Here is a 20,290-nt window from a genome sequence, read left to right as displayed (position 1 = left end):
CTCAGGGACCGGGGTGGTACATGATGCCCCGGATCACGCCCAGCTCCACGAGATCCTGGGGGCGGATGCGGAGCTGCCCCGCGGTGGCCTCCACCTCCCCGGGCGGGCGCTTCAGGATGGCCGCCGCCAGTTCCGGGGCGATCACCGAGAAGTAACTGTCCGGGGTGGCCCAGGTGTTGCCGGGCGCGGCCAGCGCGAGCGCACCGCCGGAGCCGCCCTCACCGATGACCAGCGTGGTGATCGGCACCCGGGCGGCCGCCACCGCGCCGAACACCTCGGCGATCGCGGCCCCGGCGCCCTGCCGCTCGGCCTCGGCGTCGTTGGCCGCGCCCGGCGTGTCCACCAGGGTCAGCACCGGGATGTCCAGCCGGTCCGCGAGCCGGATCAGCCGGGCCGCGGTCCGGTACCCGGCGGGCCGGGTCGCCGCACCCGTCTGCGCCGCGTAGGCCACCGTACGGCCGTCCCGCTCGCCGAAGCCGCACAGCACGCCCTCGGGGTCGCTGCCGCCGCAGCGGTCACCGCGCAGGGTGACCCGGCGGGTGAAGTAGGCGTCCAGGTAGGCCGCCGCGCGCGGCCGTTCGGGGGCGCGGGCCCGTACGACGGCCTCCCAGCCGGTGTCCGGCAGGGCGGGCGCGCCCAGGGCGTGCGGCGCCGGTGCCTCCCGTGCCGGGCTGGTGAGCAGCCCGAGCCAGCGGCCGAGCGTCTCCCGCAGCTCCGCCGGCGGCACCACCGCGTCCGCCGAACCCGCGGCCACCTGCGCCTGCGCCGTGTAGGCGGCCGGGTCGGCGTCCGGCGGCCGCACCCGGGAACCGGCGAAGCCCACCTGGGCGTCCGGGAGCGCCAGGATCACGTCGGCCCCGGCGCCCAGGGTGGCCCAGCCGCCGCCGGTCGTGGGGTCCCGCACCACCGCGATCTGCGGCAGCCCCGCGTCCCGGGTGAGCGCCGACTCGCGGGCCACCCGCTGGAGCTGGGTCAGCGCGAGCATGCCCTCCTGCATCCGGCTGCCGCCGGTGGCGACGAGCGGCACGACCGGCAGCCGGTGGGCGCGGGCGTGCCGGTAGGCGGCCTCCAGCCGGTCGCCGGTGCGCTCGCCGAGGGAGCCGCCGAGGAAGCCGAACTCGAACGCGAGCAGCACGGCCCGGGTGCCGCCGACGCTCGCGGTGCCGCACACCACGGACTCCTCCTCGCCGGTGCGCGCGGCGGCGGAGGCGCGCGCGGCGTCGTACCCCTCCCAGGCGAGGGGGCCGTCGGTCCGGTAACTCCTTGTGGCGGAGGAGAGTTCGCGGAAACTCCCCTCGTCCGCGACGAGGGCGAGGAACTCCCGTGCCGACAGCCGCTCAGGCATCGGCCACCAGCGCCCGCTTCATGATCTTCCCCATCTCGTTGCGGGGGAGGACGTCCAGGTGACGGACCACGCGCGGCCGCTTGTGCGGGGCGAGCCGCCGGGCCACGTGGTCGGCCAGCTCCGCGTCGGAGGGCGGCGCCTGCGGGTCCGAGGGGACGATCCACGCCACGATCCGCTCGCCCAGGTCGGCGTCCGGCTCCCCGGTGACCGCCGCCTCCCGCACCCCCGGATGCTCCAGCAGCGCGTTCTCGATCTCACCCGCCCCGATCTTGTAACCGCCGCTCTTGATCAGGTCGGTGGCCTTGCGCCCGACGATGCGGACGTAGCCGTCGGGTTCGCGCACCGCCATGTCGCCGGTGCGGAACCAGCCGTCGGCGGTGAACGCGGCGGCCGTGGCGTCGGGCCGGTGCAGGTATTCGGTGAACAGGTTCGGGCCGCGCACCTGGATCTCGCCGACGCTCTCCCCGTCGTACTCGGTGATCGGCGTCCCGTCCTCCTCCACCAGCCGCAGTTCCACCCCCGGCAGCGGCACCCCGACGGTTCCGGCCCTTGCCTCGCCGTCGGCCCGGACACTGGTGTTCATGAGGGTCTCGGTCATCCCGTACCGCTCGACGACCCGCCGGCCGGTCGCCGCGGCGATCCGCGCGTGGTCGTGCACGGGCAGCGCGGCCGAGCCGGAGACCAGCAGCCGGGCCCCGGCGAGCGCCTTGGCCAGCTCCGGGTCGCCGGGCAGGGCCTCGGCGATGCGGTGGTACATCGTCGGCACCCCGAACAGCATGGTCGCGCCGTCGTTCAGCTCGCGTGCCACGCCCTCGGTGCTGAACCGCCCCAGGTGCCGCACCGAGCCGGCCCGGCGCAGCGGGCCGAGGATGCCCAGCACCAGCCCGTGCACGTGGAACAGGGGCAGCCCGTGCACCAGTACGTCCCGGTCCGTCCACTGCCAGGCGTCGGCGAGCGCGTCCAGCGTCGCTGCCAGGGCCCGGCGCGGGACGACCGCGCCCTTGGGCGGGCCGGTGGTGCCGGAGGTGTAGACGACGAGCGCGGGGTCGCCGTCCCCGGCCCGCTCCGCGGGCGGCGGGGCGGCATCGGCGGCGTCGACGTCCAGCCGTTCCAAGTGGTCCAGGGCGGAGGGGAGTTCCGCGCCGGGTGCGGCCAGGACCAGGCCCGGCGCGCTGTCGGAGACGATGTGCGTCAGCTCCTTGTCGCCCGACTTAGGGTTCAGCGGCACCGCGGCCACCCCGGCGAGCAGCGCGCCGGTGACCGCGACGGCGGTCTCCAGCTCCGGGGTCGCCCACACGGCGACCCGGCCGGCACCGCCCAGACGCGCGGCGACCGCGCCCGCGGCGCCCGCGAGCGCGCCGTACGTCAGCGACCGCTCGCCGAACCGCAGGGCGACCCTCTCCCGGACCTCGTCCGGGGGCACCCCCCTGTCGCTGCGCTTGCCCGGACCGTCCACCAGGGCGGGAAAGAGGGAGGACACGCGGCGCACTCCTAGGACTCGGGGGCTTCGGTCCTCCCTTCCTACACCAGCCGCCGCGTTCCCACGACGGCGCTCAGATCCGCAGCGAGCCGCAGCTCGGCCGAGCGCAGCGCGGGATGCCCGAGCCAGTGCAGCCGCGCCCGGTCCACCACGCCCTCGTGCAGCGGCGGCCAGCCGGTGGCCGGGGTGAAGTCGTCGACGACGACCGTCCCGCCGGGTGCGAGCAGCTCGGCCACGTCGGCCGGTTCGTCCCCGGGCACCTTGCCCTGCCCGCCGCCGTCGAGGACGAGCAGGTCGAACGGGCCGCGCTCCGCGATCCGCCGCCAGTCGCCGGTGAGCACGGTGACCCCGGGCCGGCCGGCGAAGACCCCGGCGGCGAGCCGCGCCCGCTCGGGGTCCCGCTCCACGCTGTACAGCCGCACGCCCGGCCGGGCCCCGGAGGCCAGCCAGGCCAGCCCCACCCCGAGCCCGGTGCCGGTCTCCCCGATCCGGGCCCCGGCCCCGCCCGCCAGCGCGTGCAGCAGGCGGCCCTGCTCGGGCCGGCAGGAGTGGGCAAAGCCGTGGGCGCGGGCGGCGGCCAGGGCGTCCCGCACGAGGGGCGGGAGCCCGGCCGTCTCGCCGTACGCGTCGGTGTCGTCGGTCGCCATACGGCGACTTCTACCCGACGGGGACCGACGGCGCGGCGGAAAGGACGACATCGGCCACGACACAGCTCACGTTGTCGGGGCCGCCCGCCGCGTTGGCCGCGTCGATCAGTGCCCGTACGGCTCGCTCGGAGTCCGGCTCACCGGTGAGCAGCTCCTTGATCCGCGCGTCGGCCACGACCCGCGTCAGACCGTCCGAGCACAGCAGGTACCGGTCGCCCGCCCGGGCCTCCTGCAGCCGCAGATCGGCGGCCACCGCCGGACCGCCGAAACCGAGCGCCTTCAGCAGCAGGGCGCGCTGCGGATGGCTCTCCGCCTCCTCGGGGCTCAGCCGCCCCTCGTCGATCAGCGACTGCACGACGCTGTGGTCGTGGCTGATCCGGAACAGGCCGCCGTCCCGCAGCAGATACGCCCGCGAGTCCCCGATGTGCACGAGCGCCAGCTTCGAGCCCGTCCACAGCAGCGCCGTCAGCGTGCTGCCGACCTCCGGGCTGCCGTCCGCCAGGTCCCGTACGGCCTCGCCGGCGGAACGCACCGCGTCCTCCAGCAGGTTCAGCACGTCGCCGGCGCCCGGTGCCTCCCCCTCGTCCAGGAACCTCAGCGCCTCTATGGCGGCGCTGCTCGCGGGTGCCCCCGCCGGGCCGCATCCGTCGGCGACGGCGAGCAGCCTGCGGCCCGCGTACACGGAGTCCTGGTTGGAGGGGCGGACGTGCCCGCGGTCGGAGTGGGCGGAATAACGCAGTTCCAGCATGGTGGTGTGGTCCCTTCTCGACTCTCCGGTCAGCTGGTCCACGAGGAACGCGGCGAGATCCCGCCGTACGGCCGTCTCCGCCTCGACCCGCGCCCAGTACGCCCGGACCTCGTGTGCGGCCTCGGCCGCGTCCAGGGCGCACACCGCGCGGATCTCGGCCAGCGGCATGCCCAGCCGCCGCAGCCACGCCACGAGCCGGGCCCGCCGGAGCTGCTCCACGGCGTAGTAGCGGTAGCCGGTGTCCGGGTCGACCCGGGCCGGCCGCAGCAACTCCAGCTCGTCGTACAGCCGCAGCGCCTTCGGCGACAGCCGGCTCGCCTTGGCGAAGGCGCCGATCGTCAGCAGCTCCATACGGACCTCAGCTCCACAGGAATCCCGTCGTCAGGAGAACGCCGTCCGGAAGGACGCCGCGTTCCTCGCTTCCGCCACCGATGCTGGGGCTTCCCCGAAGGTGAAGGTCAAATGGGCTGTCCCGGTTCCCGGCGGGGTTGTTAGCCTCGCAGCTGATCGAACCGCCGTACGCCATGGAGCCCGCCGTGCCCCGTATCGCCCTCGCCACCTACGACCCCGGCGACCGGCCCGGCAAGGACCGCGACCTGCCGGTGCTGGTGCGCGCCCTGCGGGAGGCCGGGGCCGACGCGGAGGCCCGGTACTGGGACGACCCGGCGGCCGACTGGGCCGGCTACGACCTCGTCGTCATCCGCTCGACCTGGGACTACAGCTGGCGTGCCGGGGAGTTCGGTGCGTGGGTCGAGCGGGTCGGCGGCCTGACCCGGCTGGCCAACCCGGCCGCCGTGGTCCGCTGGAACTCCGACAAGCGCTACCTCGGTGAGCTGGCGGCGGCCGGCGTGCCGACCGTCGAGACCCGCTACATCGCCCCGGGCGAGCCGGCCGAGCTGCCCGGCGGGCACGAGTACGTGATCAAGCCGACCTCCGGCGCGGGCGCCCGGTTCGCCGCCCGCTACACGCCGGACCGGCACGAGACGGCGGTGCGGCAGCTCGCGCGGATGCACGCGGAGGGCTTCACCGCGATGGTGCAGCCGTATCTGCGGAACATAGACGTCAGCGGGGAACGGGCGCTGCAGTTCTTCGGCGGGCGCCTGCTGCACGCCAGCCGCAAGGGCGCCGTCCTCGCGCCCGGCACCCCGTACGACGCGGAGAAGGTGGCCCACCCGGAGCTGGAGCCCTGGCAGCCCACGGACACCGAACTCGCCGTCGCCGAGAAGGCGCTGGCGTCCGTGCCCGGCTCGCCCGGCCTGCTGTACGCGCGCGTCGACCTCGTCGACGGCGAGGACGGCCTGCCCCGGGTGATGGAGCTCGAACTGGTGGAGCCGAACCTCTTCCTCTTCCTGCACCCCGCCTCCCTGCCGCGGGTCACGGAGGTGATCCTGGCGGCGGCGGGGGTCTAGGGGGCGTCTCCCCGATCTTCGCGGGTCCGCGACGCCCGGCACGGCACCTCGCCGCACGCCCGAATCGCCCACGTACGCCCGGTACGAGGGCGACTCGGCCGCACGCCGTGGCACCGCACCGGACGCCGCGGCCTGATCCACGAAGATCGGGGAGACGCCCCCCAGGGACTTTCGCGGCGCACCGTCAGGACCCCGCGAGCCCGGCCGTGGCCCGGCAGGCCTCGGCGTAGGCCCGGACCAGGGGCCGGTCCCCGTCCTCTCGGCGCCAGGCCAGGGCGTAGCGGCTGGGGCCGACGCCCCGCACCGGCCGGGTGGTGACCCCCTCCCGGGTGATCAGCGGGGCGTTCCCCGCGGCCACCAGGCAGATGCCGAGCCCGGCGACGAGCGCCTCGTACGTCTCCTCGGCCCCGGCGATCTCCGCTCCGACCCGCGGTGCCCGGCCCGCCCGGGCGTCCAGCGCGAGCCAGTAGTCGCGCAGCGGACCGGCGCTCTTCGGCAGGGCGAGGAACGGCTCGTCGAGCAGGTCGGCGAAGTCGATCCCCTCACGGGCGGCGAGCGGATGCGTGTCGGGAAGGGCGACCAGGCGGGGCTCCTCGGCGAGCACCGTCCAGGCGTAGCGCTCCTCGCCGGGCAGCGGGAGCCAGACGAAGGCGACGTCCGCGCTGCCGTCGGCCAGGCCCGCCGTCGGGTCGTCCCAGCTCACCTGCCGCAGCCGGATGCCGGCCCGCGGATGCGCGGCGGTGAAGCGGGAGCGGATGGCCGGCAGCATCCCGCCCCGGCCCGGGCTGGTGCTCATGCCCACCACGAGCGTGCTGCGCTGGGCCGCCTTCGCCGCCTCCACGGCCGCCGCGCCCTCCGCCAGAGCGGCCAGCACCTGCCGGGCATGCGGCAGCAGCGCCTCGCCGGCCGCCGTCAGGGCCACCCCGTGCCGGTCGCGGCGCAGCAGCTCGGCCCCCAACTGCCCCTCCAGGGAACGGATCTGCTTGCTGAGTGCGGGCTGGGACACGTACAGCCGCTCGGCCGCCCGGGTGAAGTGCAGCTCTTCGGCGACCGCGACGAAGTAGCGCAGGTCCCGGGAATGGACGTCCGTCGTCATGACCGTTGGTTATCACCGAAGGTCTTGGACGGGCAACGACATCTCCCGGCAGGCTGTTCCACGTAAGGAAGCGGTACCGGAAAGAACGTGACCTCACGGGGAGTTGCCATGAACAAGGTATGGCTGGTGACCGGCGCGAGCAGCGGCTTCGGGCGGGCCATCACGGAGGCGGCGCTCGCCGCCGGGGACGTGGTGATCGGAGCGGCCCGGCGCCCGGAGGCACTGGCCGGGCTGGTGGCCGCGCATCCCGACCAGGTGGAGGCACTGCGGCTGGACGTCACGGACGGCGCCGCGGTCGAGGAGGCCGTGCGCGACGTGGTGGCGCGGCACGGGCGGATCGACGTGCTGGTCAACAACGCGGGGCGCACCCACGTGGGTGCCGTCGAGGAGACCACGGACCAGGAGCTGCGGGACCTGTTCGAACTGCACTTCTTCGGCCCGGCGGCCCTGGTGCGGGCGGTGCTGCCGCACATGCGGGAGCGGCGCTCGGGCGCGATCGTGCAGATGAGCAGCATGGGCGGGCAGATGTCCTTCGCGGGATTCGGGGCCTACAGCGGGACGAAGTTCGCGCTGGAGGGCATGTCCGAGGCGCTCGCCGACGAGGTGCGCGAGTTCGGGATCAAGGTGCTGATCGTGGAGCCGGGCGGGTTCCGGACCTCGCTGATGGAGGCCGCCCGGGCCGGTGTGAGCGCGGACAGCGGGCTGTACGCCAAGGTGGCCGAGACCCGCGGCCTGGTCGCGAACGGCGACGGCACGCAGCCCGGCGACCCGGCCAAGGCCGCGGCCCTCATCCTGGCCGCGCTGGAGGCGGAGCGGACCCCGCTGCGGCTGCCGCTCGGCGACGACGGGGTGAGCGCCGTGCTGTCCCACCTCGACCAGGTCCGTGAGGACGTCGCCGGCTGGGAGAAGCGGTCCAGGGCCATGGCCTTCGACGACTGAGTCTCAGTCCCGGACCGCCGTCCGCTGGAGCAGCCCCCAGGTGAACTCGGCGGCCACCTCGTGCCGGGCGCCGTCCCGGCCGGGTGCCGTGAAGGCCAGACCCCACCGGGTGGGGGCCGTGCCCTCCAGCGGACGGGCCGGGGCGAAGGCGCGGGCGGCCTCGTCGACCGTGCAGGACCACGGGGTGAGGTCGTCCAGGGTGCGCAGGGCGGGGGCGGGCGCTCCGGGCGCGCGGACCAGCCACTCGTTCCAGACCGCGCCGTCCGGGGAGACCAGCACCTCGAAGCGCAGGTCCGGCCAGAGCGGCAGCAGCCACCGCCTGGCCTCGCAGTCGACGTCCCCGAGGCGGCGCGCGAGCACCGACTCCGGCTCACCGAGGACCGACCGGTAGCGGGCGGCGGCCGACCGGGACCTGGGGGAGCGGACCATCGCCTGCCAGCGCTTGTTGGCCTCCCGCAGCTCCGCGACGGACGCCCCGAGCCGCCGCCGCGCCGCGTCGACCAGGTCCGGGTTGTGGTCGGCCATGCGGCGCAGCAGCACGAGCTGGAAGTCGATACCCATGACACCCATGGTGCCGTGGAGGCGGTCGGGCCCATTGCCCGGGCAACCCCGCATGGCTAGCCTGTGTTCGTCATGCCGATCGCCTGTTGAAATCTCGAACACAGGCGCTTAACCCAAGGGAGGGGGCCGGACGTGGGACGCCTCGTGCCTGCCGTGACCCGGGCTCTCGACATTCTGGAGCTGTTCCTCGACGGTGACGGGACGCTCTCCGCCCCCGACATCGTGCGCAAGCTGCAACTGCCGCGCACCACCGTGCACGAGCTGGTCACCACGCTCGCCGCGCGCGCGTACATCGTGCCCGTGCCGGATCAGCCCGGACGGTACCGGCTCGGGGTGCGCCCCTACCAGCTCGGCAGCCGGTACGCCGAGCAGCTCGACCTCGCGGCCGAGGGCCAGCAGGTGGCCCGCTCGGTGGCGGAGACCTGCGACGAGACGGTCCACGTGGCCATCCTGGAGGGCACCGACGTCATCTACATCGCCAAGGTCGACTCCACGCACGCCGTGCGCATGGTGTCGGCCGCCGGCCGCCGGCTGCCCGCCCACTGCACCTCCGTCGGCAAGATGCTGCTGGCCTCGCTGCCCGAGCCGGAGCTGACCGCGCGGATACCGGACGGCGCGCAACTGGCCGCGATGACGCCCAACAGCATCACCGATGCCGGCGCGCTGCGCGAGGCCCTCGCGGAGATCCGCGAGCGGGGCATCGCGGTGGAGAGCCGCGAGTCCAACCCGGACGTGTCCTGTGTGGCGGCCCCGGTGCGCGACCGCGCCGGAAAGGTGGTCGCCGCGCTGTCCATCTCGGTCCCCATGATCCGCTGGAGCGAGGAGCGCCGCGCCGAACTGGAGCAACTGGCCGCCAAGGGCGCGTCGGAGCTGTCCGAGCGGCTGGGCCACCGGGGGACGGCGTGAGGGCCCGGCGCGGGGCGTCCTACGAGGTCGCCGTGCGGGCCGAGGCGGAGCTGGGCGAGGGCCCGACCTGGGATCCGGCGACGGGCCGCCTCCTCTGGGTCGACGTCCTCGGCATGCGCGTGCACACCTACGACCCCGCCTCCGGGCGCCGCACGGTGCGCACCACCGAGCAGCACGTCGGCGCGGCGAAGCCGAGGGCGGGCGGCGGTCTGGTGCTGAACCTGCGCGACGGCGTCGCGCTGCTGGACCCGGACGGCGCCTTCCGCTGGCTGCACCGCGAGCCGGTACCGGGCCGCCGCGCGAACGACGCCGCGGTGGCCCCGGACGGGTCCCTCTGGGCGGGCACGATGCGCTACGACGAGGCGGCGGGCGGCGGCACGCTGACCCGGCTCACCGGCGACGGCGACGTGCGGACGGTGCTGCCCGAGGTCACCGTCAGCAACGGCCTGGGCTGGAGCCCGGACGGCCGGCTGCTCTACTACGCCGACACCCCGACGCGGCGGGTGGACGTCTTCGACCACGACGCGCAGGGTGCCGTCCGCGGGCGGCGGACGCTGGTGGAGATCGAGGAGGGGGCGGGGTTCCCGGACGGGCTCACGGTCGACGCGGACGGCTGCGTGTGGGTGGCGCTGTGGGGCGGGGGCGCGGTGCGGCGGTACACGCCGGGCGGTGAGCTGGACCTCGTGGTCGAGGTGCCGGCTCCGCTGACGACCGCCTGCGCGTTCGGCGGGGCGGACCTGGGCGACCTGTACGTCACCACCGCCCGGGTCGGACTGCCGGCGCCGCACCCGGTGTCCGGGTCGGTGCTGGTGGTGCCGGGCGCCGGGCGGGGAGTGCCGCAGCCGGCGTTCGCGGGGTGAGGCACCGGAACGGTCACGCGTGCCCGCGTGACCGGGACGGCGTTCCGATCGCCGGGCCGCCAGCCGACCGTCGTCCTCGCGCACCCGCCGGTGCCGGCGGACACCCACCCCGAAAGGCGCCCATGAGCAAGCGCACCGCCCGCTTCACCCTCGACCCCGCCTTCACCGTCGGCGAGGTGAACCCCCGCCTGTTCGGCTCCTTCGTGGAACACCTCGGCCGCTGCGTCTACACGGGCGTCTTCGAGCCGGACCACCCCACGGCCGACGCCGACGGCCTGCGCACCGACGTCCTCGGCCTCGTGCGCGAACTCGGGGTGACGACGATCCGCTACCCCGGCGGCAACTTCGTCTCCGGCTACCGGTGGGAGGACTCCGTCGGCCCCGTCGCGGACCGCCCCCGCCGGCTCGACCTCGCCTGGCACTCCACCGAGACCAACCGGTTCGGCCTCTCCGAGTACATCTCCTTCCTGCGGAAGATCGGCCCCCAGGCCGAGCCCATGATGGCCGTCAACCTCGGCACCAGGGGCGTCGCCGAGGCACTCGAACTCCAGGAGTACGCCAACCACCCCGCCGGCACCGCCCTCGCCGACCTCCGCGCCGCCCACGGCGACGAGGAGCCCTTCGGCATCCGGCTGTGGTGCCTCGGCAACGAGATGGACGGCCCCTGGCAGACCGGCCACAAGACCGCGCGGGAGTACGGCCGGATCGCGGCCGAGACGGCCCGGGCGATGCGTCGGCTCGACCCCGGCGTCGAGCTGGTCGTCTGCGGCTCCTCCAGCCAGGCCATGCCCACCTTCGCCGCCTGGGAGGCGGCGGTCCTCCAGGAGACGTACGAACTCGTCGACCACATCTCCCTGCACGCCTACTACGAGCCCGTCGACGGCGACCTGGACTCCTTCCTCGCCTCCGCGGTCGACATGGAGTCGTTCATCGAGAACGTGGTGGCCACCGCCGACCACGTCGGCGCCCGCCTGAAGTCCAGGAAGCGGATCAACCTCTCCTTCGACGAGTGGAACGTCTGGTACCTCTCCAGGTGGGAGGAGCACGCACGGAGCCTCGGCCCGGGCGACTGGCCCGAGGCCCCCCGGCTGCTGGAGGACGACTACAGCGTCACCGACGCCGTCGTCCTCGGCTCGCTGCTGATCGCGCTGCTCCGGCACGCCGACCGGGTCACCGTGGCCTGCCTCGCCCAGCTCGTCAACGTGATCGCCCCGATCATGACCGAGCCCGGCGGCCCGGCCTGGCGGCAGACCACGTTCTTCCCGTTCGCGCAGGCCTCCCGGTACGGGCGCGGCGAGGTCCTCGACGTCCGCGTGGACTCGCCGACGTACGAGACCCGCAGGTACGGCGAGACCGACCTGCTGCACGCCACCGCCGTGCGCGCGGCGGACGGCACGGTCACCGTCTTCGCCGTCAACCGCGACCGCGGCGGCCCGCTGCCGCTCGAAGTCGCCCTGAACGGCCTCGGCCTGACCGCCGTCACCGAGCACAGCGCCCTCGCGGACGCCGATCCGGACGCCCGCAACACCCTGGACGACCCCGAGCGCGTCACCCCGCACCAGGTGCCCGGCACCGCCCTGACCGACGGCGTGCTCACCGCCGTGCTGGAGCCGCTGTCCTGGAACGTGATCCGGCTGGCACAGCGTCCCGGCTCAGCGGCCGGGTGAGGGCACCGGGTCCACCGGGGTCCCGCCGGCCGCCCTGCCCAGCAGGGTCAGGCCCACCTTGCCCGGACCGGACTCCGTGGTGAACTCCGACAGGACCGCCAGCGCCAGGGTGTTGGTGCCACGGGTGCGCAGGATGCCGTTCGGCAGCACGAAGGTGTGCTGCGGGCCGACGTTGTTGATGTACTGGCCCATGTTCCAGCCGTTGAGGAAGATCTGCGTCCGGTAGGCCCGGTTCGGGTCGTCCTCCAGGGTCAGACCGACCGAGGCGTCGATGTCGCCGGGTACGGACAGCCGGAACGTGGTCCGGTACCAGGTCACGCCCTGCCGCCGCTCGGACCGCGGGAAGCCGACCCGCTTCCAGTCCCGGTCGGGGAAGCCGGGCAGGTGCCAGCCCTCCCGCTCGCCGAACAGGCCGCCGTTGTTCTGCGGCCCGCGCACCGGGTCCGGTGCCGCCTCGCCCTGGATGCGCCACGTCACCTTTGGCGAGGCCCCCTTGAAAAGGGCCGCGGTGAGCCCGCGGGCCACCTTGTGGGTGTCCTGCGCCTTGCCGTCCTGGTCGTGCTGCATGCGCCGGACCAGCACCGAGAGCACGTGCCGGCCGGACCCGCGCAGCCGCTCGGCCACCGGGAACACCGCCGTGGCGTCCCAGCTCCCCTTGCGGATGGTGGTGTTCTTGTCCGGCACCGGCATCCGGTGGGTGCCCAGCGGCTCCCCGTCCAGCCACGCCATCAGCAGGCCCTGGGTGCCGGTGGTGTAGGCGAGCGAGACCTCCTCCAGGCCGGAGGCGTCCGTGAAGGTGCCCCGGTACCAGACGTCCCCGTAGTGGAAGCCGTAGTCGTCCGCGAACAGCACCGGCCCGCCCTTCGGGACGGGCGTCCTGCTGTGCGAGGCGGTCCGGTCGGCGACCCGCCACTTCGAGTCGTCGAAGTTCGGGCCCGCCTCCGGGTTCTCCGTCCGCGTCCGCCAGCCGCCCAGCGCGGGCAGCGTCACCTGCGGCGCGGCGGGCAGCAGCCCGGTCGTCATGAGGCTGCCGGACATGGTGACCCGGGTCGGCACCTTGCGCCCGTTCCACACCAGGCTCGTGATGCCGCGCGGCCCCCACACCTCCACGCTGGTCGTCCCGGTGACGTCACCCGTCAGATGGACCTCGGAGCCGCGCACCTCGGCGTGGCGCAGCAGTGCCGGGCCGTACACCAGCAGCGTCCCGGCCGGGGTGTCGTAGGGGAACATGCGCACCGAGGTGGCGTCGTCGGCGAAGAGCAGCAGCAGCGGGGTGTCGCTCTCGCCCTGCGCGACCGACACCCGGGTCAGGCCGCCCTGTCCGAGGGGCACATTCACGTGTAGCTGGTCGCCCTCGAACGCCCAGGCCGCCTCCGGGTCGAGGCGCATGACGTACGGCTCGACGGGGCACTTCAGCACCAGCTCCGCCATGTCGTCGCGGCGGCCCGTGAACACGGCGATCTCCTGCCGGCCCGCGGTCAGGCACATCATGGGCTGCGCGGTGCTGTACTTCAGCGTCCGGCTGCCGAGGGACAGCCCGGTGGTCAGCATGCGGGCGTCGCGCGCGGGCACGGTGATCCGCAGCCCGCCCTCGTGGGTCGGCAGGTCGGTGGTGACCGGCTCCGAGCCGTCGTTGCGGGCCACGTACACATGGCTGCCGGTGTCCGGGTTGGTCAGGTGGTAGACCTTCAGCCCCTCGGCCTCGACGTCGGCGGCCCGGTCCAGCCGCGCGAAGTCGGGCACGCGCCGCATCAGATGCCCGAGCTGGTGCATCGGGGCCATCTTCTCGGTGACGTTGCGCCCCTCGTCGATGGCCGCCCCGTAGTCGTACGACGTGTAGACGACCGGCGCGGGCAGCCAGCCCCAGGAGGTGCCGCCGAAGGTCATGTAGACGTTGTGCAGGGTGATGCCGTTGGCGAGGTTGGTGAGGTAGAAGCGGCGCTCGTAGGCCGAGTCCCGGGTGCGCCGGGCCTCGGCGTACCCCTTGCCGTCGAACCAGGCGCCGCCCCACGGGTCGAACCAGCCGCCGCCGAACTCGGGCACGAAGCCGGGCGTGTGCGGCGAGGCGGTGGCGCCGCCGGTGAGACCGCCGGGCCCGTAGTGCCCCCAGTCCGGCGGGACCTGGGCCGGCGACGGGTACCCGTCGAACCCGTACAGCCAGCCGCCCTTCTCCCCGCCCGTGTCGAACGAGCCGGGGATCCAGTGGCCGTTGCGGCCCTTGTCGTTGTGGAAGAGCGGGACGTCGATCCCGTCGGAGCGGACCTTCCGGTACAGATGGGACATGTAGTCCCGGCCGGTCGCCTCGTCGACGTGGGAGTCGTACTCGTTCTCGATCTGGTAGAGCAGGACCGTGCCCCTGCCCTGGGTGAACAGGTGCCGGCGGACGATCCGGTTCACCCGCGTCAGCCACTCGTCGACGTGGCGGAGATAGGCCGGGGCGGCGGTGCGGGCCTTGCCCTCGGCCGCCGTCAGCCAGCCCGGGAAGCCGCCGCCGTCGACCTCCGCGTTGATGTACGGGCCGGGCCGCAGCAGGACGTAGAGCCCGGTCTCGGTGGCCATGCGCAGGAACAGGTCCAGGTCCCGCACGCCGGTGAAGTCGTACTCGCCGGGGGCGGGGGAGTGGTAGTTCCACGCCACGTAGATGCTGACGGCGTTGAAGCCGTGCGCCCGCATCTTCTGCAGCACGTCGCGCCACAGGGAGGGGCTGGGCAGCCGGAAGGGGTGCATCTCGCCGGACCACACCACCAGGCGCCTGCCGTCGACCAGGAGCGAGTAGGCGTCGTACCCGATCGTGTGGCGCTCGCCGTCGGCGGCCGGCGGGGCCGGCGCGGGACCGGTGGGCACGCTGCGCGCCGCGAACGCCGAGGGCGCCCCGGGGCCGCCGCTGCCGCCCAGGGCGAAGCCGAGCGCGGCCGAGCCGGCCAGGGCACTGAAGGTACGTCTGCTGAGCGCCAAGGTGGATCCTCCCGGGCGATCTTACGGGGGCGCGGTCCGGCCATTCTCCACGGAGACACGCCCCACAATGGACCCATGAGGATCTCGGCGCGGGCGGATTACGCGGTACGGGCGGTTCTGGAGCTGGCCGTACGGGAGGGTAACGGCCCGGTGAAGGCAGAGGAAATCGCTGTCGAGCAGGACATTCCCCACAAGTTCCTGGAGGGCATCCTGGGTGACCTCAGGCGGGCGGGGGTCGTCGACAGCCGGCGCGGCGGGGGCGGCGGCTACCGGCTGGCCCGGGCCGCGGCCGCCATCACTGTGGCGGACGTCATCCGGGCGGTGGACGGCCCGATCGTCTCCGTGCGCGGCGAGCGCCCGACGGGGCTGGCGTACACGGGCACGGCCGAGCCCCTGCTCCCGTTGTGGATCGCCCTGCGCGCCAATGTGCGCCGCATCCTCGAGGGCGTCACCGTGGCCGACCTCGCGGCCGGCGCCCTGCCCGAACCGGTGCGGGCGCTGGCGGCGGAACCGGCGGCCTGGGAGAACCCCTGAGGGCCGGCGGGGCGCCGGAGTGCGGTGCGTGAAAAGCCTGATGTGAATGGCCGGAGTTCGCCCTGCCGGGCCGGAGCGGGGGTTCCTACGATTCCCCTCGCCTCCCCGTCCTTCACAGGTCCAACACAGTTTCTTCAACGGTGAACGGGCGGGTCGGAGGTCGCACCCCCCACTCGACAACCTGGAGAAACCATGGCTGGTGGACTCCTGCTGAGCGGCGCCGTAGCCGCTCTGCTCACCACCGCGCTTCCCGCCCAGTCCCCCTCGTCCGTCTTCGACGACCCGCCCCCGGACAAGATCGTCATCGACGTCGCCACGGTGAACGGCTCCGGCTGTCCGGCCGGCACGGCCGCCGTCGCCGTCTCCCCGGACAACACCGCCTTCACGGTGACCTACAGCGACTACCTGGCGCAGGCCGGCGGCAACTCCGACCCCACGGCCTTCCGTAAGAACTGCCAGCTCAACCTCGTCGTGCACGTCCCGCAGGGCTTCACCTACGCGGTCGCGAGCGCGGACTACCGGGGCTTCCTCTCCCTCCAGCCCGGCGCCACCGCCACCCAGAAGGCGTCGTACTACTTCCAGGGCTCCTCGAGCACCGCGGCCAAGACGCATCCGTTCAGCGGCGCCTACAACGACGACTGGCAGGCCACCGACCAGACCGACTGGGCCCAGCTGGTCTGGGCGCCCTGCGGGGTGCTGCGCAACTTCAACATCAACACCGAGCTGCGGGTGAGCGCGGGCAGCGCCAACCCGGGCAAGGTCAGCTTCATGACGATGGACTCGACCGACGGCGACATCAGCACGGTGTACCACCTGGCCTGGAAGGAGTGCCCGCACAGCTAGGCGCGTCCGCTAACGGGCCGTGCCGGCGTGGTCGAGGAAGTCGGCCCAGGCGCGAGGGGAGAGGGCGAGCCGGCCGCCCTCCCTGTCCTTGGAGTCACGGACGTGGATGACGGCGGGGGTGGGGGCGACCTCGACGCAGTTGTCGCCGGAGCCGCTGCTGTGGCTCGACTTGTGCCAGGTCAGGGCGACTTCCACGCAATCACCGTCGCCGCTGCTGCTGTAGCTGCTCTTGAACCAGGCAAGTTCGGACGCGCTCATGGGTCTCCTCGCATCTGCCGCAACAGGCTCCGGGAGCCTTCCAGCGTAAGAGCCTGTGAGCGCATCCTGGCATAGCGCCGTTGGAGGATGCTGATTTCCTTCGGGTCGGTGACGAGCAGACCTCCTCGCTGGCCTTCGCAGTAGGCGAACCACTTGTTCTCGGGCGTTTCCAGCAGCTGCATCGGGCCGGCTAGCCCAGCGTGCGACGCCTGCATCGTGGGCATGATCTGGATCTCCACATTACGCAACTCGCCGATGTCCAACACGTGGTGGATGAGTTGGCGAGTGACCTCGGCTCCGCCGATGCTTCGTCGGAACAGGTGCTCCTCCAGGATGAAGCTGAACGCCGTGTTCGGCCGTTGGCTCAACAGTTGTTGCCGATCCGAACGAGCATCCCACTGGGCCTCGATCTGCTCGTCGTCCAGCGGCGGAAGCTGCTCGGTGAACAGAGCGCGCGCGTACGCCTCGGTCTGCAGGAGCCCCGGAATCATCCTGCATTCGTAGGTGTAGAGAGTGATTGCCAGCTTCTCCAGCCCGGCCCATTGCCGGAACCAGGTGGCCAACCCGCGTTGCCGTTCAAGGCACCCCGCCGCCCTGCGCAGCGCCCCCGTGTTTCCCAGTACCCCCTCCGCCGCCTCCACGAAGCCCACGTCTGGCATGCGCCTGCCCAGTTCGACGGAGGCGACCGTGTGCTTGGAGAAGCCCACGTGCCGGCCGAACTCCTCCCGGCTCAGCCGGTGGTGCTCGCGCAGCGCCTGTACCACCGCGCCGAACGTCCGCATGCTGTCCGAGGACTCCGGCTCGCCCAACCGCCCGTCGACCAACGTGGTCACCTCCCGCACCCATGGTCACGGGCGGTCACGAGTACTGTCCAGTCCGTGACCGCGTACGCTCGCGCGGCGTACGCGCGCCGGACCTGGTGAAGTCCGTTCGGCGGCCGCCACATTGGTCGCATGGAAGCACCAGCGACCCCCTCCGCCCCGGTCACCGTACGTACGTTCACTCAGCGCCTGAGTTCGACTCCCCGAGGGGCCCGCCTGGCCCGGCATCTCGCGCTCGCCCAACTCGACGCGTGGGGCATTCCGAGCGGCAGCGGGACATCGGACGCCGTCGCCGTGATCGTCGCGGAGCTGGCCGCCAACGCCGTGACCCACGGCCGCGTACCGGGCCGGGACTTCGAGCTGACGCTCTCCCTCCTGCCCGGGAGCCTGCGGGTCGAAGTGACCGACACCCGCGCCGACCGGCGTCCGCCCGGCCCGACTGACGTGGGCGAGCCCGCGCCGCTCGCGGAGACGGGGCGCGGGCTCGTGCTGGTCGACGCGCTGGCCGACCGGTGGGAGGTGATCGACGGCGACCCGCCGGGCAAGACCGTGCGGGCCGAGGTCGACATGCCGGTGTGGCCGGCGCGGCGGCAGCGGTGAGTCGTCGCCTATCCGAATCGCGTGAGCAGCTCCGTGTAGGCACCCTCCGCCTGCCGGCCGGCGGCTGTGCCGACGGGGGCGAAAGCGAGGAAGGTGTCCGTGCTGCCCGAGTGCAGGATCCGGCCTTCGGCCAGGACCGTGACGTGATCGGCGTCCTCGGCCAGATCGGCGACGTCGTGCGTGGACATGAGGACGCTCACCTCACCGCTGAGGTCACGCAGAAGGTCCCGGAACACCCTGCGCTGCCGGGGATCCATGCCGGCGGTCGGTTCGTCGAGCAGGAGAACCCGCGCACCGTGCACGAGAGCGGCGGCCACACCGACTCGCCGCAACTGTCCGCCCGACAGGTTTCCCGTCTTGTTGTCGCTCTGCTCCGTCAGTTCCACCCGGGCCAGCACGCGGCGCGCCGCCTTCCAGGCGTCACTGCGGCTCATGCCCTTCAGCCAGCCGACGTAGGCGACGTACTCGCGTGCGGTCAGGCCGGGCATGGGAACGATGTCCTGCGGCATCCGCGCGACGGTCCGCAGGAACGCCTTCGACGTACCGGGGATGCCGTCGCAGACGACCCTGCCGCTGTCGGGGCGCACCACCGACGCGGCAAGCTTGAGCAGGGTGGACTTTCCGGCGCCGTTGGGACCCAGCAGAATCGTCAGCCCTGTGGGCAGCCGGTAGTCGAAGTCGCTGAGTACGGTTCTCTTGCGCCGCCTGAGGCCGTGGCTGTAGCCGTAGGTGCAGGAGATCAGCTCGAGAGTCATGAGGGCTTCCTCGCGTATCGGATCTGAACCACGAGTCCGGCGCCGAACATCAGCAGCGCTCCGGCAGCGGCGTGTAGCGCACCGAGAGGTTCAGGAAGGACGGTCCAGGGATAGGCGTCGTTGCCGGGCCGGAAACCACAGAGGCAGACCGTGAGGATCCAGGCCGTGGGCAGCAGCGCGCCGGGCCGGCCGAACAGCGCGCGGGCGATGAGCATCAGCCCGGTCAGGAACAGGGTGTTCCGCCCGACCGTCCCGATCACCGCGTCCCCCAGCGACACAGCCGTCAGCGCACTCGTGATCGTCGCGGTGACGGCGACGGCGGCCACCAGACCTCCATCCAGATACCGGACCGGGCGTATCGCCGTGCTCTCGGCGGCGGGCAGACACGTGTCCAGGCACATCGCCAGGCCGGACACCAGAGGAACCGGAATGAACAGTGCGAGGACCACGTGGGTCGATCCGCCGGTGAGAGAGGGAAGTGCCACCGAATCGCCCTGAAACAGAACCAGAAGCAGCACGTAGAGCACCAGTGCGGCCGGCAGCACGGTGTGGGCGCGCCGAGCCTTCACCCACCACATCATGAGCTCTGCCGACAGCCGGCGGCGAGGCTCTGGCGATACCACTTGCCTTGTTCGCGGGGCTCGGAAGCCAGAATGCGGCGCACGGTCCGGCGGACTTCCTTCTCCCCGGCGAAGGTCCGTCCCCTCTGCTTCATGTGCGCGTTGTAGGTGGACTCCTCGCCCGTGACGGTGGCTGCCCACAGCATCACTTCGTTGCCATGCACAGGGTCGACGCGGAGGCAGGGGAAGCGCACGGCGGCCTGAGTGAGCCGATAGCGCAGTTCACCTTCCCGTGTGCCGCTCGTGATGCCCACCCGCCAGGTGTCCACCGTCGAGGGCGGGGGGTACCGGCCGTCGCCCAGGCGGTCGACTATCAGCTCCGGTGTTCCGGCAAAGCCCGCGGCGTGCAGGTCGGCCAGGACCGATGCCGCCTCTTTCCGTACTGTGCCGACGTGCACCGGACTGGCTTGCGGCACGCACACCTTCGGCGCGTCTCCGGCGCAGTCCATGGGTGCCTGGCCGGTCAGCAGAGGCGGGTTCGCCTCCCATCCCCGCACTTGCTGGACAGCGAGCACCGGGCAGGTGACGGCCACCGCGGCAGCGAGCGCCCCACGGACGAGCCGGGACCGGAGCGGCAGCCACAGCAGGGCGACCGCCACCGCGATTCCCCCGGTGAGCAGCAGATGCGGCAGGAGGGACCCGTAGGTTGCGGCTTCACCGAACATCAGGGTCGTGGGGTACTGACCGGACACGTGCCGCATCCAGAAGGCGTCGGTCGACCAAGAGAAGGCGACGAGCACCCAGACGAGTACGGCCATCAACGGGGCGGCTATGACCGGTGGTGCGACAAGACCTATGCCGAAACCGATCGTGGCGTGCGCCACGCACAGCAGCATCGCCATGACCAACGGGCCCAGGCTGGCCGGAGTGGGCGGAACACCGGCGCTTCCCAGAGCGAGAACGACCGGCAGGACCAGCATGATCCATGCGGATGTCAGGACGGGAACGATGCCGTTCCACGTCACACGGTATCGAGAGCGGACCGATCCCATGGCCCAGATTCCCGCCTTCTTCAGTCGTGCGCTTTCCCATACCGCGAGTGCGGAAGCGAAAGCGTAGGCAGCCGCGTACATGGTGCCCAGGGCGGAAGAAACCAAAGTCGGCGAATATCCGAAGGACTCCCGCGACACCCCGCTTCCGTAGTAGTAGAAAATCGACAGCGCAACGGCGACCGGGCCCGCCCATTTCGCACTACTGCCGAACAGTAGGGTTTTTATACGCACAGGAATCTCTCTGGGGGATGGCA

20 protein-coding genes are annotated in these 20,290 nt (G+C 72.9%); 8 read left to right on the top strand and 12 right to left on the bottom strand.

Features of this window, described 5'->3' with window-relative positions; genetic code table 11:
* Position 1: 1 nt before the first annotated feature.
* Genes ACWCPN_RS01315 through ACWCPN_RS01300 form a run of 4 tightly spaced genes read right to left on the bottom strand, consistent with a single transcriptional unit; the run spans position 2 to position 4,571 of the window.
* Positions 2-1,345, bottom strand: coding sequence for a carboxyl transferase domain-containing protein (locus tag ACWCPN_RS01315; RefSeq protein ID WP_451201675.1), 1,344 nt, complete (start codon positions 1,343-1,345; stop codon positions 2-4).
* On the bottom strand, positions 1,338-2,825 hold the full coding sequence (locus tag ACWCPN_RS01310) for an acyl-CoA synthetase (protein ID WP_451201673.1): 1,488 nt from the start codon (positions 2,823-2,825) through the stop codon (positions 1,338-1,340). The genes ACWCPN_RS01315 and ACWCPN_RS01310 overlap by 8 nt, the downstream gene beginning before the upstream one ends.
* A 41-nt stretch (positions 2,826-2,866) precedes the next feature.
* On the bottom strand, positions 2,867-3,472 hold the full coding sequence (locus ACWCPN_RS01305) for an O-methyltransferase (RefSeq protein ID WP_451201672.1): 606 nt from the start codon (positions 3,470-3,472) through the stop codon (positions 2,867-2,869).
* Positions 3,473-3,482: 10 nt separating this feature from the next.
* The gene (locus ACWCPN_RS01300; protein ID WP_451201671.1) at positions 3,483-4,571 is read right to left on the bottom strand and encodes a MerR family transcriptional regulator; all 1,089 of its coding nucleotides are present in this window, start codon (positions 4,569-4,571) and stop codon (positions 3,483-3,485) included.
* 185 nt (positions 4,572-4,756) lie between these two features.
* Between ACWCPN_RS01300 and ACWCPN_RS01295 the strand changes: the two genes are divergently transcribed.
* Positions 4,757-5,629: an ATP-grasp domain-containing protein gene (locus ACWCPN_RS01295; protein ID WP_451201669.1), complete on the top strand. Its 873-nt coding sequence runs from the start codon at positions 4,757-4,759 to the stop codon at positions 5,627-5,629.
* A gap of 184 nt (positions 5,630-5,813) precedes the next feature.
* Here ACWCPN_RS01295 and ACWCPN_RS01290 read toward each other — a convergent pair whose 3' ends face one another.
* On the bottom strand, positions 5,814-6,725 hold the full coding sequence (locus ACWCPN_RS01290) for a LysR family transcriptional regulator (RefSeq protein WP_451201668.1): 912 nt from the start codon (positions 6,723-6,725) through the stop codon (positions 5,814-5,816).
* Positions 6,726-6,833: 108 nt separating this feature from the next.
* Between ACWCPN_RS01290 and ACWCPN_RS01285 the strand changes: the two genes are divergently transcribed.
* On the top strand, positions 6,834-7,664 hold the full coding sequence (locus ACWCPN_RS01285) for an oxidoreductase (protein ID WP_451201667.1): 831 nt from the start codon (positions 6,834-6,836) through the stop codon (positions 7,662-7,664).
* A 3-nt stretch (positions 7,665-7,667) separates the two neighbouring features.
* On the opposite strand, the gene ACWCPN_RS01280 is transcribed toward ACWCPN_RS01285, so the two are convergent.
* The gene (locus ACWCPN_RS01280) at positions 7,668-8,225 is read right to left on the bottom strand and encodes a hypothetical protein (protein WP_451201666.1); all 558 of its coding nucleotides are present in this window, start codon (positions 8,223-8,225) and stop codon (positions 7,668-7,670) included.
* Between the two features lie 132 nt (positions 8,226-8,357).
* On the opposite strand from ACWCPN_RS01280, the gene ACWCPN_RS01275 reads away from it, so the two are divergent.
* The 3 genes from ACWCPN_RS01275 (at position 8,358) to arfA (ending at position 11,658) form a co-directional block, all read left to right on the top strand.
* Positions 8,358-9,131, top strand: a complete 774-nt coding sequence (locus ACWCPN_RS01275; RefSeq protein WP_451201665.1) for an IclR family transcriptional regulator — start codon at positions 8,358-8,360, stop codon at positions 9,129-9,131.
* Positions 9,128-9,991 carry an SMP-30/gluconolactonase/LRE family protein gene (locus tag ACWCPN_RS01270; RefSeq protein ID WP_451201664.1) on the top strand — a complete coding sequence of 288 codons (864 nt, stop codon included), beginning with the start codon at positions 9,128-9,130 and terminating at the stop codon, positions 9,989-9,991. The genes ACWCPN_RS01275 and ACWCPN_RS01270 overlap by 4 nt, the downstream gene beginning before the upstream one ends.
* A 122-nt stretch (positions 9,992-10,113) precedes the next feature.
* Positions 10,114-11,658, top strand: coding sequence for an arabinosylfuranosidase ArfA (gene arfA / locus ACWCPN_RS01265; RefSeq protein ID WP_451201663.1), 1,545 nt, complete (start codon positions 10,114-10,116; stop codon positions 11,656-11,658).
* On the opposite strand, the gene ACWCPN_RS01260 is transcribed toward arfA, so the two are convergent.
* Complete coding sequence (locus tag ACWCPN_RS01260) at positions 11,644-14,613, bottom strand: glycoside hydrolase family 35 protein (RefSeq protein WP_451201662.1); 2,970 nt, start codon at positions 14,611-14,613, stop codon at positions 11,644-11,646. The genes arfA and ACWCPN_RS01260 overlap by 15 nt on opposite strands.
* 75 nt (positions 14,614-14,688) lie before the next feature.
* On the opposite strand from ACWCPN_RS01260, the gene ACWCPN_RS01255 reads away from it, so the two are divergent.
* A complete protein-coding gene (locus tag ACWCPN_RS01255; RefSeq protein WP_199210411.1) occupies positions 14,689-15,147 on the top strand; it encodes an RrF2 family transcriptional regulator in 459 nt (152 codons plus the stop codon).
* 192 nt (positions 15,148-15,339) lie between these two features.
* The gene (locus ACWCPN_RS01250; RefSeq protein ID WP_451201661.1) at positions 15,340-15,990 is read left to right on the top strand and encodes a DUF4360 domain-containing protein; all 651 of its coding nucleotides are present in this window, start codon (positions 15,340-15,342) and stop codon (positions 15,988-15,990) included.
* A gap of 9 nt (positions 15,991-15,999) precedes the next feature.
* On the opposite strand, the gene ACWCPN_RS01245 is transcribed toward ACWCPN_RS01250, so the two are convergent.
* Together ACWCPN_RS01245 and ACWCPN_RS01240 are read right to left on the bottom strand one after the other, a co-directional pair.
* On the bottom strand, positions 16,000-16,248 hold the full coding sequence (locus ACWCPN_RS01245; protein ID WP_451201659.1) for a DUF397 domain-containing protein: 249 nt from the start codon (positions 16,246-16,248) through the stop codon (positions 16,000-16,002).
* Positions 16,245-17,030 carry a helix-turn-helix domain-containing protein gene (locus tag ACWCPN_RS01240; RefSeq protein ID WP_451202269.1) on the bottom strand — a complete coding sequence of 262 codons (786 nt, stop codon included), beginning with the start codon at positions 17,028-17,030 and terminating at the stop codon, positions 16,245-16,247. The genes ACWCPN_RS01245 and ACWCPN_RS01240 overlap by 4 nt, the downstream gene beginning before the upstream one ends.
* A gap of 171 nt (positions 17,031-17,201) precedes the next feature.
* Between ACWCPN_RS01240 and ACWCPN_RS01235 the strand changes: the two genes are divergently transcribed.
* Entirely contained in the window at positions 17,202-17,669 is a 468-nt protein-coding gene (locus ACWCPN_RS01235; protein ID WP_451201658.1) for an ATP-binding protein, read from the top strand.
* Between the two features lie 8 nt (positions 17,670-17,677).
* On the opposite strand, the gene ACWCPN_RS01230 is transcribed toward ACWCPN_RS01235, so the two are convergent.
* The 3 genes from ACWCPN_RS01230 to ACWCPN_RS01220 are packed head-to-tail and all read right to left on the bottom strand — an operon-like array spanning position 17,678 to position 20,267.
* The gene (locus tag ACWCPN_RS01230) at positions 17,678-18,424 is read right to left on the bottom strand and encodes an ATP-binding cassette domain-containing protein (protein ID WP_451201657.1); all 747 of its coding nucleotides are present in this window, start codon (positions 18,422-18,424) and stop codon (positions 17,678-17,680) included.
* Positions 18,421-19,002, bottom strand: a complete 582-nt coding sequence (locus ACWCPN_RS01225; RefSeq protein WP_451202268.1) for a hypothetical protein — start codon at positions 19,000-19,002, stop codon at positions 18,421-18,423. Before ACWCPN_RS01225 ends, ACWCPN_RS01230 begins: the two co-directional genes overlap by 4 nt.
* Positions 19,002-20,267 carry a DUF7224 domain-containing protein gene (locus ACWCPN_RS01220; protein ID WP_451201656.1) on the bottom strand — a complete coding sequence of 422 codons (1,266 nt, stop codon included), beginning with the start codon at positions 20,265-20,267 and terminating at the stop codon, positions 19,002-19,004. The genes ACWCPN_RS01225 and ACWCPN_RS01220 overlap by 1 nt, the downstream gene beginning before the upstream one ends.
* Positions 20,268-20,290 lie beyond the last annotated feature (23 nt).

It is taken from the genome of Streptomyces sp. NPDC002386, from assembly GCF_053593175.1.
The sequence above is the reverse complement of the archived record's forward strand: the minus strand, read 5'-3'. Positions and strand labels throughout refer to the sequence as shown.